Below are 13711 nucleotides of genomic sequence, written 5' to 3'. Positions count from 1 at the left end.
CGCTGAGGCGGCGGGGGCCCTGAATCACCGGCCCGCCTGCGGCGCGGCGGGCCGGTGGGGTGGCGGCACGGCAAGCAGGGGGCACGCGCTCGCGTCCGGCCGCTTCTCGCGACGTCCGTCATGGTGTGTCCACATAGTGACGGACGGTTGACCGGTCCGGATCGTCGTGGTGTACTCCGGACCGTGATCGACACCTCTACGCGCCTGTGGCGGAGGGTCCACATGGACCTCGTCCGCTACGCGGGCTGCGTGTGTCGTCCGTCCTGCTGATTCGCATCTCTCTTTCCCCGCGCGCCGCCGCAGATGTGCGCGTGCGCTCCCGCGAACCATTCGCCAGGACGGTCCCCGTGTCTGTGTCCCCCGCTGTCTCCTCCGCGTCCCCCGCTGTCTCCCCCTCCGTGCCCTCCCCTTCGTCACCCTCCGCCTCCGCTGCTTCCGCCTCCGTGCCTTCCCCGGCCGTGTCTTCCCCCGCCGCGGGTTCCTCCGCCGCGGGTTCCTCCGCTCCCACGCAGTCCGAGTTGCTCGACTTCGCGCGCCGGACCGCTGCCGACGCGGAGCTGGTCGCCTCACTTCCGCTCGACCCCGAAGGGCGCACCTGGGTGCGGCTCGAAGGGCCCGGCGGCAGCGAGGCGTGGCTCATCGGGTGGCCGCCCGGCACCGGAACCGGCTGGCACGACCACGCCGAGTCGGTGGGCGCGTTCGTCACCGCCGCGGGTGAGCTGAAGGAGTACTCCCTCGCCGCCCGGCTGCCCACCGACGGGTGGCAGACCCTCGAACTCACCGAAGGTGTCGACCGCGAACGCCAGTTGCCCAGCGGCACGGGCCGTTCCTTCGGCCGCCACCATGTGCACGAGGTGCTCAACGAGTCCACCGAGGAGCACGCCGTCTCGGTGCACGCCTACTATCCGCCGCTTCCCCGCATCCGCCGCTACAGCCGCACGGGCCGGGTACTGCGCCTAGAACACGTGGAACGTCCGGAGGACTGGCAGTGAGCTGTCCCTCCCCCTCCCCCTGAGCGATCGCCGCCCCCTCCCTCAGTGCCCCTCCTCCAGCCCGTCCGTGTCCTCGCCCTCCTCCTCCAGCGCCTGCCGGACCACCCGAAGGGCCATTCCCTCGGGGTAGCCCTTGCGGGCGAGCATGCCCGCCAGGCGGCGCAGGCGTTTGTCACGGTCGAGGCCACGGGTGGAGCGCAGCTTGCGAGCCACGAGCTCACGCGCGGTAGCCTCCTCCTGGTCGGAGTCGAGCTGGGCGACGGCCTCGTCGATGAGCGCGGAGTCGACGCCCTTGGTACGCAGCTCCCGGGCGAGTGCCCGCCGGGCCAGACCACGGCCGTGGTGGCGGGACTCCACCCAGGCGTCCGCGAACGCGCTGTCGTTGATCAGGCCGACTTCCTCGAACCGTGACAGCACCTCGTCCGCCACGTCGTCGGGGATCTCGCGCTTGCGCAGGGCGTCGGCGAGTTGCCTGCGGGTCCGCGGGGTCCCGGTGAGCAGGCGCAGGCAGATCGCCCGTGCCCGCTCAGCCGGGTCCCCTGAGGACTCCCCTTTCTCGGCCCTCGACGAGAAAGACGAACCCCCGTCCTGTGACCCCCCGTCGTCATACGGTTCACCGGCCGGCTCCCCGAAGCCGCGCCGTCGCCCCCCGCGGCCGCGTGTCCCACCGGCCGCGTCCAGTGAGGCACCGCCACCACGACCACCGACGGCACGTCCACCGTTGGCACGTCCACGGCCTTCGCGGGACGCGCCGCCGCCGGAGGGTCCGACCTCCTGCGGTGGGCCGACGACATCTCCTTCGTCGGCGTCGCCGGCGTACGGGCCGAACTCCTGCACGGCACGTCCCCCGGCACCCCCGCGCCCCCGGCCCTCAGGGGCACTGGGGTATGCGTACTCGCCCCAGTCCGTTCTGCGTGTCACGGACTAGCTCTTGGCCGCCGCGGCCTTGGTCTTGGCGGTCTTGGCCGCGGGTGCCGGGACCGTCTTCGCGTCGTCGGCCGGTGTGACGGAGGCCGCGGCGTCCGCGCCCGGTTCGGCGGCGGGCTCCTCGGGCCGTACGCCGACGCCCAGCTTCTCCTTGATCTTCTTCTCGATCTCGTTGGCGAGGTCGGGGTTGTCCTTGAGGAAGTTGCGGGCGTTCTCCTTGCCCTGGCCGAGCTGGTCGCCCTCGTACGTGTACCAGGCGCCGGCCTTGCGGACGAAGCCGTGCTCCACGCCCATGTCGATCAGGCCGCCCTCGCGGCTGATGCCCTGGCCGTAGAGGATGTCGAACTCGGCCTGCTTGAAGGGCGGCGCGACCTTGTTCTTGACGACCTTGCAACGGGTGCGGTTGCCGACCGCTTCCGTGCCGTCCTTCAGGGTCTCGATGCGACGGATGTCGATACGCACGGAGGCGTAGAACTTCAGCGCGCGGCCACCGGTCGTGGTCTCCGGCGAGCCGAACATCACGCCGATCTTCTCGCGGAGCTGGTTGATGAAGATGGCGGTCGTCTTGGACTGGTTGAGCGCGCTGGTGATCTTCCGCAGGGCCTGGCTCATCAGTCGGGCCTGCAGACCCACGTGGCTGTCGCCCATCTCGCCCTCGATCTCCGCGCGGGGGACGAGCGCGGCGACGGAGTCGATGACGATGAGGTCGAGGGCACCGGAGCGGACCAGCATGTCCACGATCTCCAGGGCCTGCTCGCCGTTGTCCGGCTGCGACAGGATCAGGTTGTCGATGTCGACGCCGAGCTTCTTCGCGTACTCGGGGTCGAGGGCGTGCTCGGCGTCCACGAACGCGACCTGGCCGCCGGCCTTCTGCGCGTTCGCCACGGCGTGGAGGGTCAGGGTCGTCTTGCCGGAGGACTCGGGACCGTAGATCTCCACCACTCGGCCGCGCGGCAGGCCGCCGACGCCGAGGGCCACGTCCAGCGCGGTCGACCCGGTCGGGATGACCTCGATGGGCTCCCTCGACCGCTCGCCCATGCGCATGACCGCGCCCTTGCCGAATTGTCGTTCAATCTGTGCGAGCGCGGCGTCGAGCGCCTTCTCGCGGTCGGTTCCTGCCATGGGTTCCACCCGATTTGCTTGTGTCGATCGCTTCACGTGAAAGACGCTAACGCCTGCCACTGACAATGGGCCCCGACGCCCGTCCGGCCTGTGGATAACTCGGGTACTTCTCCACCCAAACCCTGTCGAACTTCCCGTCGAGAGGCTCGCCGGAGCCTCCATGAGAATGGATGTTCGATTTTGGTGTCAAGCGCACCACGCGGTCCCCGGAGGACTTCCGGAAGGATGGATTCAGTCCGTCGGCGAGGGCAACGGCCGTGTGCCGGAGCCCGGCCGCCCAGGAGGCGGTCCGCGGCCCCACAACGCGCGAAGTCGGGGCGGCCCGTCAGTCCCGCGGAGTGCCGCCTTCGGACCCGGCGCCCCCCTTGGGGCCCGCGCCCCGGCGCTGGACCTGCGGACCGTCTCCCCCCTGTGGGCCGTCCCCCTCATGCCCCCGGGGACCGTCCCCTTCCTGCGGTCCCGCCTCCCCCGGCGCGGCCTCGTCCGACGGTCGCGCGCCCCAGCCGTGCTCCAGCCGCTCCCGCAGGCGCGCGAGCACGGCGCTTCCGGGGCCGCCCTCGTCCCGTTCCGCGCGCGGCCGGTTCCGGAGACGGGCGAGGAGGTTGCCGGAGGCGGTTCTGCGGTGGCCGTGGACGCGCGGGTCGTCCGTGACGTCGTACCGCTTCACGTACGCCCCGAGGAAAGCCTGGAGGGTGGCGATGGCCGGGATGGCTATGAGCGCGCCGACGGCGCCGAGGAGCGCGGTGCCCGCGATGACCGATCCGAAGGCCACGGCCGGGTGGATGTCCACCGTCTTGGCGGTCAGCTTGGGCTGCAGCACGTAGTTCTCGAACTGCTGGTAGATGACCACGAAGACCAGGACCCACAGCGCGTACCAGGGGTTGACCGTGAAGGCGATCAGCATAGGCAGCGCGCCCGCGAGGTAGGTGCCGATCGTGGGGATGAACTGGGAGACCAGGCCGACCCAGACCGCGAGGGCGGGGGCGTACGGCACGTTCAGGTACTCCAGCAGGACGTAGTGGGCTATGCCCGAGATCAGGGCCATCAGGCCGCGGGAGTACAGGTAGCCACCGGTCTTGTCGACGGCGATCTCCCACGCACGCAGCACCTCGGCCTGCCTGGCGGGCGGCAGCACGGAGCACAGCGCGCGCCGCAGCCGGGGGCCGTCGGCGGCGAAGTAGAACGAGAACAGGCCGATCGTCAGTATCTGGAAGAGACCACCGAGGACCTGCGCGGAGACGTCCAGGACGCCGGTGGCACTGTTCTGGACGTACCTCTTCAGCCAGTCGGAGCGGAGCAGGCCCTCCTGGATGTCGACGCGCCTCAGCTCGGTGTGGAAGGTGGTGTTGATCCAGCTGATGACCGAGTCGAGGTAGGCCGGGAAGTCCTCGACCATCTTGATGATCTGGCCGGCGAGCATCGAGCCGAGCAGGGTGACGAAGCCGGCGACCGCGATCAGCGTGAGCAGGAACACGAGGAAGGTGGCGAAGCCCCTGCGCAGCCCCTTCGAGGCCATCCAGCTCACCGCGGGCTCGATCGCGAGCGCGAGGAAGAACGCGATCAGGATGTTGACCAGAAGTCCTATGAGCTGATGGAACGCCCAACTGCCCAGTTCGAAGACGGCGACCAGCGACAGCGCGAGCACCATGGCGCGCGGCAGCCAGCGCGGCATGCCCGAACTCGGCGCGGTGCCGACCGGGGGTCCGGTGGGCGGCGCCGTGCCGGAGGGGGATGCCTGGGGCTCGACCTGCGCGGTCTCGTCTGAGGGGGCCACGGACCAAGTTTCGCCCACACCACCGACAATCGGTCCCCGCCCCCGCGCCTTCCGGTCCCGCGCGCGACGGCGGCGCGACCGGTACGGCCGCCTTTCAGCGGTTTTCGGCAGGAACGCCCATCGTCGCGCACACCACGCGCCACACGTCCTTGGCCTCCCAACCGGCGTCCAGCGCCTCGTGCACCGTCCGTCCGCCGAGTTCGGACATCACATGATCGCGCGCGAAGGTTTCGGCGTACCCCTCACCGAAGTGTTCCGCCATCCGCTGCCAGAAGACCGTCAACCGCATGACTCCAGTATCCCGCCCCAGGGGGTGGGCCCGGCCGGGACGGCCTGCCGACACCGCTTTCCGCCCTACGGTCTGACGCATGTCCGAAACCGGAGCATCCCCACGCCCCTCATCTCCCCCGGCGCACACCCCGCTCGCCCGCGCCGAGCAGTTCGTCTGGCTGACCGCCCGGGTACTGGAGCAGCGCCGCTTCGCCTACCACTTCCTGGATGGGAGCGCCGACGCGGTGGAGGCCGCGCTGGCCGCCTACCGCACCGCTGACGAGGGATACGGGCACGCGCTCGAACCGGATCTGCGCGGGCCGGTGAGCCAGCCCCTGCACACCGGGCACGCGTTGCGGGTCCTGGACTCGATCGGACGGTGTGCGGGACAGCGGGTGGAGCGCGTGTGCCGCTATCTGACGTCGGTGTCGAACCCGGACGGCGCCCTGCCCGCCGTGCTTCCCGTTCAGCGCGGCTATCCGGCGGCCCCGTTCGTGCCGATCGTCGACGACCCGCCCAGTGAGCTGCTGGCCACCGGGCCCGTGGTCGGGCTGCTGCACCGCAACCAGGTCTGGCACGCGTGGCTGTTCCGGGCGACCGACTTCTGCTGGCACGCGGTCGAGACGCTGGAGAAGTCGCACCCCTACGAGGTGCGGGCCGCCGTGGCGTTCCTGGACTCGGTTCCCGACCGTTCGCGCGCGCAGGCAGCCGCCGACCGGCTCGGCCGGCTGGTGCGCGAGCAGAGGCTCGCCGCGCTGGATCCGGAGCGGCTGGAGGAGTATTCCGTGGCCTCCGGTTACGCGCCGGGGGAGCACCATTTCCCGTTCGACTTCGCGCACGTGCCGGAGTCGCTCGCGCGCGCATGGTTCACCGACGAGGAGATGGCCCGTTCGCTCGACTTCCTGGAAAGCGAGCAGCGCGACGACGGCGGCTGGCCGATCCGCTGGCGCGCGTGGGCACCGGGAACCGCCCTGGAGAGCCGCCCGATCGTGACGATCGAGGCACTGCGCACGCTGCGTGCGTACGGGCGGTCGATCGGCTGAGGAGCGCACAGCCGGCCGGCGGGACGCCCGGGGGTACGCGCGCGTGCATGAACGGAGGCGCACGATCCCGGCACGTGCCCCACGCGCGCGTGCCTCCGCGTCCGCCTTCCACCTTCCCCGCATGCACGCGCACGCGTCCCCGCACGCACGCGCGTCCATGCGTTCCGCGCCTCAGCCGGTGATCGCCCGCACCCCCGCCGTCACGGCCACCGCCGCCGCCACCACGAGCAGGAAGGGCGCGCGCAGGAGGAGCGCGACGGCCGCCGCCGCGACTCCCGCGGCCCGGGCGTCCAGCACGAGCGCGCGTCCGTCGGCGAAGGTCTGCTGCGCCGTGAGCGCGGCGAGCAGCGCGACGGGGAGGAGGGCGGCAAGGCGTTGGACGAGCGGGCGTTCCAGGACGCCCTCGGGGACCAGCAGACCGATGAGCTTGACGGCGTAGCAGCCGACGGCGGTGACGGCGATCGCGATCCAGACGTTCACCGGGCCTCCCCCTGCGGGCCGTGCTGGTCGCGCTGTGCGTCGTTCACCGGGCCGCCCTTCGAGTCGTTCTGCGGGCCGTACTCAGGGCCGTCGAGGCGGCGCTGTGGGCCACCCGGGCAGTCCCCTGTCTGCCGGTCACCGCTCCTGCGGCGCCCCTCCGCCCACAGGACGAGGGGAGCGGCTGCCGCGGCCGCGAGCACCGGCACCCCGGCGGGCAGCACAGGCAGGAGTCCGAGCCCCAGGAGAACCGCGCCGCCGGCCACGGCCCGTTCCCTGCTGGTCTTGAGCATGGGCGCGAGGAGCGCCAGGAACACGGCGGGTCCGGCCGCGTCGAGCCCCCACGCCTCGGTGTCACCGATGGCCTCCGCGCCGAGCGCGCCGAGGAGCGTGGTGAGGTTCCACAGCAGATAGAGGCTGAGCCCGGTGACGGTGAAGCCGATCCGGGCTGCCCGGCGCGAGGGCTGGGCGAGGGCGACGACCGTGGTCTCGTCGATCACCCACTGCGCGGCGAACGGCCGTACCGCGCGCGGGAGGGCCAGCAGTTGTGACAGACGCAGCCCGTAGAACGCGTTGCGCACCCCCAGGAAGAAGGCCCCGGCCGCCGCGGTGAACGGATTGCCGCCGGCCGCGAGCGCACCCACCAGGGCGAACTGGGAGGCACCGGTGAACACCAGGAGGCTCAACGCACAGGTCTGCGGCAGGCTGAGCCCGCTGCCGGCCGAGGTCACGCCGAAAGCGAAACCGGAAAGTCCGACGGCGACCCCGACCGCCAGGGCGTCCCGGACGACGGCCCGTTCGGGCTCGACGCCCCCTTGGTCATGTATGCCTGCGAAGACTGTCTGCTCTGCCACACCTCGGACGGTAGGACGGGAAGCGGTCAGGAATCTTGTACGTTCTTGCGCCCGCGTCCGCCGCCCTCGGTTCCCCTGCCGCTCGCGTCGCTCCCGTCGTCGTCGTGTTCCCTGCCGCCCTTGGGTCCCCGCAGGTCGTCGGGGACGGCTCTGCGTTCCCGCTGGTACGCGCCCGGTGGTACGCCCACGATCCGGCTGAAGTGGCGGTTGAGGTGCGGCTGGTCCGTGAAGCCGACGGCGACGGCTGCCTCGGCGGGGGCCGTGCCCGCGTCGAGCAGGGCCCTGGCCCTGCGGACACGGGCGTCGGTCAGCCAGGCGTGCGGAGGCATCCCGTAGGCGGTCCGGAAGGCCCTCAGGAGGGCGAAGGGGCTGGTGCCGAGGTCCGCGGCGAGCCGCTCCAGGCTGGGCGGGTCGGCCATCCGCTCCTGGAGCACCGCACGCGCGCGTGCCGCTGCCGAGGCACCGGCGGCTTTGGCGGTACGGCGGAGCAGCGGGCCTCCGTTGAGGCGCAGCAGCCGGGTCACGGCGACACGGAGCAGGGTGTCGGCGGCGAGCGCGTTGCCCTCGTCGGCCGCCCTCAGCACCTGGTGGACCAGGCCGACGGCGTAGGGATCGAAGAGCACGGGGCTCGTGAAGCCGGGGGTGCCGCGGATCATGGTGGTCTCGGCGGCTATCTCGGCCACGACGTCGGGCGACGGGTAGACCGCGCCGTACCGCCAGCCCTCGGGGCCGCCGGCGCGGCCCGTGTGCGGGGTGTCGGGGTTGACCAGGGCCAGCGTGCCCGGGCCCGCGTACTGGTCGACACCGCCGTGGTGGAAGACCTCGACGCCGTCGGCGATGGCGGCGATCACGAAGTTCTCGTGGGTGTGCCGGACGAACCTCTTCCGCACGTACCTGGCCCGCAGCAGGTCGACACCGGGCAGTTCCTCGTACTGCCAGTGCCGTGCCCGCTCCGTCGAACCCGCCATGCCCCCATTCTGCGTCCTGCGACGACCGCCCCCGTCGGCATGTGCAGGTCAGATGGCACATGGCCGGCCGGGGGCCCGGCCGGCACGGATCCGCCCGTCCCTCCCGGGCTCCCTCGCCCGCTCTCCCCCGCCCCGGCCGACACCGCTGGCCCGGCCCCGCCGGGGCGTCGTCTCCGCAGGTCACGGCCGTTGTCAGTGGGCGGGTGCAGGATGGGTGCATGGTCAGCTCCGCAGATCGAGCCCTCGACGGCTTCTCCCCCGCGACCCGCGGCTGGTTCACGGGGGCCTTCTCCGCGCCCACCGCGGCCCAGACCGGGGCGTGGCGGGCGATCGGCGAGGGCTCGGACGTGCTGGTGGTGGCCCCGACCGGCTCCGGCAAGACCCTGGCCGCGTTCCTCGCCGCGCTGGACCAGCTGACGTCGACCCCGCCCCCGGCGGACCCGAGGAAGCGCTGCCGGGTGCTGTACGTGTCACCGCTGAAGGCCCTCGCGGTGGACGTGGAGCGGAACCTGCGCAGTCCGCTGACCGGAATCCGCCAGGAGTCCGTCCGCCTGGGCCTGCCCGAGCCCGAGGTGAGGGTGGGCATCCGCTCCGGTGACACCCCGGCCGCCGAGCGCCGTGCCCTGGCCACACGGCCGCCCGACATCCTCATCACCACCCCGGAGTCGCTGTTCCTGATGCTGACGTCGGCCACGCGTGACGCGCTGACGGGCGTGGAGACCGTGATCCTCGACGAGGTGCACGCGGTCGCGGGCACCAAGCGTGGCGCGCATCTCGCGCTCTCCCTGGAGCGCCTCGACGAGCTGCTGCCGAAGCCCGCCCGCCGCATCGGCCTGTCCGCCACCGTGCGTCCCGTCGACGAGGTGGCGCGCTATCTCTCCCCGCGCCGCAGGGTGGAGATCGTCCAGCCCTCGTCGGGCAAGGAGTTCGACCTCTCCGTGGTCGTCCCGGTGGAGGATCTGGGCGAGCTGGGCGGCTCCCCGGTCGCCGACGGCGACGAGGGAGCGGAGCGCCCGTCCATCTGGCCCCATGTCGAGGAGCGGATCGCCGACCTCGTCCAGGCGCACCGCTCCACGATCGTGTTCGCCAACTCCCGCCGCCTCGCGGAGCGCTTGTGCAACCGGCTGAACGAGATCGCGTACGAGCGGGCCACCGGCGAGCCCTTGGACGAACACCACTCGCCAGCCGAGTTGATGGGCGGCTCGGGCCCGGCGCAGGGAGCGCCCCCGGTCCTCGCCCGCGCCCACCACGGCTCGGTCTCCAAGGAGCAGCGTGCCCTGGTCGAGGAGGACCTCAAGGCGGGCCGGCTGCCCGCCGTGGTGGCCACGTCCAGTCTCGAACTGGGCATCGACATGGGGGCCGTGGACCTCGTGGTCCAGGTGGAGTCGCCGCCGTCGGTCGCCTCGGGGCTGCAGCGCGTGGGGCGCGCGGGTCACCAGGTGGGAGCGGTCTCCACCGGCGTGGTCTTCCCGAAGTACCGCGGTGACCTGGTACAGGCGGCCGTGGTCACGGAGCGGATGCGCACCGGCTCCATCGAGTCCCTGAGGATTCCCGGCAATCCCCTGGACGTGCTGGCCCAGCAGCTCGTCGCCATGACGTCGATGGACACCTGGCAGGTCGACGACCTGCTCGCCATGGTCCGGCGGGCCGCGCCCTTCGCCTCGCTCCCGGAATCGGCGTTCACGGCGGTCCTCGACATGCTCGCCGGTCGCTATCCGTCCGACGCCTTCGCGGAGCTGCGCCCGCGTGTGGTGTGGGACCGGGTCACCGGTACCGTCACCGGCCGCCCCGGCGCGCAGCGCCTCGCGGTCACCTCGGGGGGCACCATCCCGGACCGCGGCCTCTTCGGGGTCTTCCTCGCGGGCTCCGACCCCAAGAAGGGCGGCGGCCGGGTCGGGGAGCTGGACGAGGAGATGGTGTACGAGTCGCGCGTCGGGGACGTGTTCACGCTGGGCACCAGCTCGTGGCGTATCGAGGACATCACGCGCGACCGGGTCCTGGTCTCCCCCGCGCCGGGCGTTCCGGGACGCCTGCCGTTCTGGAAGGGCGACCAGCTCGGCCGCCCGCTCGAACTGGGCCGCGCGGTGGGGGCGTTCCTGCGCGAGGTGGGCTCCCTGTCCCAGGAGGACGCCCGCCTGCGCATGCTGGCCGCGGGCCTCGACGCCTGGGCCGCGGACAACGTCCTGTCCTACCTCGCCGAACAGCGCGAGGCCTGCGGCCACGTCCCGGACGACCGCACGATCGTCGTCGAGCGCTTCCGGGACGAGCTGGGCGACTGGCGGGTCGTCGTCCACTCGCCCTTCGGAGCCCAGGTCCACGCCCCGTGGGCGCTCGCCCTCGGGGCCCGCCTGTCCGAGCGGTACGGCATGGACGCACAGGTCATGCACGCCGACGACGGCATCGTGCTGCGACTGCCGGACGCCGACCTCATGAGCCTGGACCTCCTCGACATGGAGCCGACGAAGGCCGGCACGGAGTACGACGCGGAGCAGGCGCCGGTCGGCGCGGCGGACGTCGCCTTCGACAAGGGCGAGGTCGACCAGATCGTCACCGACCAGGTGGGCGGCTCGGCGCTGTTCGCGTCCCGCTTCCGCGAGTGCGCCGCCCGCGCGCTCCTGCTGCCCCGCCGCAACCCCGGCAGGCGCACCCCGCTGTGGCAGCAGCGGCAGCGGGCGGCCCAGCTGCTTCAGGTGGCGAGCGAGTTCGGGTCGTTCCCGATCGTCCTGGAAGCGGTGCGCGAATGCCTCCAGGACGTCTTCGACGTACCCGGCCTCGCCGAGCTGATGGGCGACATCGAGTCCCGCAAGGTCCGCCTCGTCGAGGTCACCACCCCGGAGCCGTCGCCGTTCGCCCGCTCGCTCCTCTTCGGCTACGTCGCCCAGTTCCTCTACGAGGGCGACTCACCGCTCGCCGAACGCCGCGCCGCGGCCCTGTCGCTGGACTCGCGTCTCCTGGCGGAGCTGCTGGGCCAGGCGGAGCTCCGCGAACTGCTCGACGCCGAGGTGCTGGCCGAGCTGGAGCAGGAGCTGCAGTGGCTCACGGAGGATCGGCGGGTCAAGGACGCCGAGGGCGTCGCGGACCTGCTCCGCCTGCTCGGGCCGCTCCAGGACGCCGAGTTGACGGAGCGGGGCGCCGAGCCGCAGTGGGCGCGCGAGCTGGCCGGGGCCCGGCGCGCCATCCGGGTCCGTATCGCGGGCACCGACCACTGGGCGGCGATCGAGGACGCCGGCCGCCTGCGGGACGCCCTCGGCACGGCTCTGCCCGTCGGGGTGCCGGAGGCGTTCACCGAACCGGTCAAGGACCCGCTCGGCGACCTCCTCGCCCGCTACGCGCGCACCCACGGCCCGTTCACATCGGCCACGGCGGCCGCCCGTTTCGGGCTCGGTGTCGCCGTCACCGAGGGTGCCCTGCACCGGCTCGCCGCGAACGGCCGGGTCGTGCAGGGCGAGTTCCACCCGGCGGGCATCGGCCAGGAGTGGTGCGACGCGGCCGTGCTGCGCCGACTGCGCCGCCGTTCCCTCGCCGCGCTGCGGCACGAACTGGAGCCGGTGCCGCCCGCGGCGCTCGCCCAGTTCCTGCCCCAGTGGCAGCACGTGGGCGGCGGTCACGGACTGCGCGGCATCGACGGTCTGGTGAGGGCGGTCGAGCAGCTGCAGGGGGCCTCCGTGCCCGCGTCCGCCTTGGAGAAGCTGGTCCTGCCGTCCCGCGTCGCCCACTACGCCCCCGCGATGCTCGACGAGCTGACGGCCGCCGGAGAAGTCGTGTGGGCGGGCGCCGGTGCCCTCCCCGGCAAGGACGGCTGGGTGTCGCTGTACCTGGCGGACAGCGCCCCGCTGCTCCTCCCGTCCCCGCACCCGCTGGAGCTGACGGCACTCCACCAGTCCGTCCTGGACGCCCTGTCCGGCGGCTACGGCCTGTTCTTCCGTCAGATCGCCGATCAGGTCCGCGCCACGACCCATCCCGACGCCACCGATCCCCAACTGGCCGACGCGATCTGGGACCTGGCCTGGTCGGGCCGCCTCACCAACGACACGCTCGCCCCCCTGCGCTCCCTGCTCGGCTCGGGCCGCACGGCGGGATCCACGGCCCACCGCGCCAAGCGCACCGTCCCGCGCGGCCGTTACGGCTCCCTGACCGCCGCGGCACGCGCCCAGTCCCGTTCGGGGCCGCCGACGGTCGCGGGCCGCTGGTCCCTGCTCCCCGCCCACGAACCCGATGCCACCGTCCGCGCGCACGCCGTCGCCCGCACCCTGCTCGACCGGCACGGCGTGGTGACCCGGGGTGCCGTCTCCGCCGAGGGCGTCGAGGGCGGCTTCTCGGCGGCGTACCGCGTCCTGTCCGTGTTCGAGGAGAGTGGCCAGGCCCGCCGCGGCTATGTGGTCGAAGGGCTCGGCGCGGCCCAGTTCGCCATGGACGGCGCGGTGGACCGCCTGCGCGCGGTGGCCAACGCCCGCGAGAGGGGCGAGTCCGTCCCGGGCCCAGGCCCGAACGGCCGCGGCCCTGACTGGTCCCCTGCCCCGACGCCCGGCTCCCCCAGCGCCGCGGGCGACCTGGACCTCCCCGACTGGCTCACCGACGACACCTTCCCGACCACGGACGACGCGCTCGGGGGGACCGCGACGCGCCCCACCGGGACGGCTCCCCCCGAGTCCGCCCCGCGCCCGCACGCGGCCCCCGGTCTCCCGTGGTCCGGCGGTGATGACGGCTACGCCGGCGGGAGAGGCTACGGCGGCTACGCCGTCCCAGGACGTCCGGGCACCCCGGGCACCCCGGGCCGGAACGGCCCACCGAACCGCACCCGCACCGCGGCCCCCTCTAACCGTGCCGTCGTCCTGGCCGCCGCCGACCCCGCCAACGCCTACGGAGCCGCCCTCTCCTGGCCCGACCCGCCCACCGACGCGGGGCACAAACCGGGCCGCAAGGCGGGCTCACTGGTCGTCCTCGTCGACGGCGAGCTCACCCTCTACATGGAACGCGGCGGCAAGACCCTCCTGGCCTGGCCCGCCGACCCGGACGCCAGACCCCAGGACGACCCCCGCCTGCGCCCGGCAGCCGAGGCCCTGGCCGCCACCGCCCGCGCCGGCTCCCTCGGCACGGTCACCGTGGAACGCGTGAACGGCGTCTCCGCCCTCACCTCCCCCCACGGCACGCTCCTGGAAGCAGCAGGCTTCATCGCGACCCCCCGCGGCCTACGCATCCGCGCCTGAACCGCCCCACCCCCGCAACCGCCCGCCCTCCGGAACCGACGCCCACTCCCCCTCACACCCACACCCCCCACCTCTCC

Annotated in this window: 11 protein-coding genes; 4 read left to right on the top strand and 7 right to left on the bottom strand. The window is 73.0% G+C overall.

The genetic code is table 11. The features are described from left to right. The first annotated feature begins 120 nt into the window (after positions 1 to 120). Together GSY65_RS34560 and GSY65_RS27550 are read left to right on the top strand one after the other, a co-directional pair. Entirely contained in the window at positions 121 to 270 is a 150-nt protein-coding gene (locus tag GSY65_RS34560; protein ID WP_328707517.1) for a putative leader peptide, read from the top strand. Positions 271 to 458: 188 nt separating this feature from the next. After that, positions 459 to 992 carry a cysteine dioxygenase gene (locus GSY65_RS27550; RefSeq protein ID WP_236580088.1) on the top strand — a complete coding sequence of 178 codons (534 nt, stop codon included), beginning with the start codon at positions 459 to 461 and terminating at the stop codon, positions 990 to 992. A 42-nt stretch (positions 993 to 1034) separates the two neighbouring features. Here the strand turns inward: GSY65_RS27550 and recX are convergent, their stop codons facing one another. From recX to GSY65_RS27530, 4 genes are all read right to left on the bottom strand, one after another. Continuing rightward, the gene (gene recX, locus GSY65_RS27545; RefSeq protein WP_159773682.1) at positions 1035 to 1913 is read right to left on the bottom strand and encodes a recombination regulator RecX; all 879 of its coding nucleotides are present in this window, start codon (positions 1911 to 1913) and stop codon (positions 1035 to 1037) included. A 3-nt stretch (positions 1914 to 1916) separates the two neighbouring features. Then, on the bottom strand, positions 1917 to 3041 hold the full coding sequence (recA, locus tag GSY65_RS27540; protein WP_159773680.1) for a recombinase RecA: 1125 nt from the start codon (positions 3039 to 3041) through the stop codon (positions 1917 to 1919). A 325-nt stretch (positions 3042 to 3366) separates the two neighbouring features. Further along, positions 3367 to 4713, bottom strand: a complete 1347-nt coding sequence (locus GSY65_RS27535) for an AI-2E family transporter (protein ID WP_159776444.1) — start codon at positions 4711 to 4713, stop codon at positions 3367 to 3369. Positions 4714 to 4909: 196 nt separating this feature from the next. Beyond that, the gene (locus tag GSY65_RS27530; protein ID WP_159773678.1) at positions 4910 to 5104 is read right to left on the bottom strand and encodes a DUF3046 domain-containing protein; all 195 of its coding nucleotides are present in this window, start codon (positions 5102 to 5104) and stop codon (positions 4910 to 4912) included. Between the two features lie 79 nt (positions 5105 to 5183). Between GSY65_RS27530 and GSY65_RS27525 the strand changes: the two genes are divergently transcribed. After that, positions 5184 to 6128, top strand: a complete 945-nt coding sequence (locus GSY65_RS27525; RefSeq protein WP_159773676.1) for a hypothetical protein — start codon at positions 5184 to 5186, stop codon at positions 6126 to 6128. A gap of 171 nt (positions 6129 to 6299) precedes the next feature. Here the strand turns inward: GSY65_RS27525 and GSY65_RS27520 are convergent, their stop codons facing one another. From GSY65_RS27520 to GSY65_RS27510, 3 genes are read right to left on the bottom strand one after another with little or no spacing between them, the layout of a single operon-like run. Further along, complete coding sequence (locus GSY65_RS27520) at positions 6300 to 6608, bottom strand: AzlD domain-containing protein (RefSeq protein ID WP_159773674.1); 309 nt, start codon at positions 6606 to 6608, stop codon at positions 6300 to 6302. After that, complete coding sequence (locus GSY65_RS27515; protein WP_236580087.1) at positions 6605 to 7459, bottom strand: AzlC family ABC transporter permease; 855 nt, start codon at positions 7457 to 7459, stop codon at positions 6605 to 6607. Before GSY65_RS27515 ends, GSY65_RS27520 begins: the two co-directional genes overlap by 4 nt. Positions 7460 to 7485: 26 nt before the next feature. Continuing rightward, positions 7486 to 8427, bottom strand: coding sequence for an AraC family transcriptional regulator (locus tag GSY65_RS27510; protein ID WP_159773672.1), 942 nt, complete (start codon positions 8425 to 8427; stop codon positions 7486 to 7488). A 218-nt stretch (positions 8428 to 8645) separates the two neighbouring features. Between GSY65_RS27510 and GSY65_RS27505 the strand changes: the two genes are divergently transcribed. Next, complete coding sequence (locus GSY65_RS27505; RefSeq protein ID WP_159773670.1) at positions 8646 to 13634, top strand: ATP-dependent helicase; 4989 nt, start codon at positions 8646 to 8648, stop codon at positions 13632 to 13634. Positions 13635 to 13711: the final 77 nt, after the last annotated feature.

Source organism: Streptomyces sp. HM190 (assembly GCF_009857135.1).
Taxonomy (GTDB): Bacteria; Actinomycetota; Actinomycetes; order Streptomycetales; family Streptomycetaceae; genus Streptomyces; species Streptomyces heilongjiangensis.
Note: the sequence above shows the minus strand (reverse complement) of the source record. Positions and strands in the feature narration are given on the sequence as shown.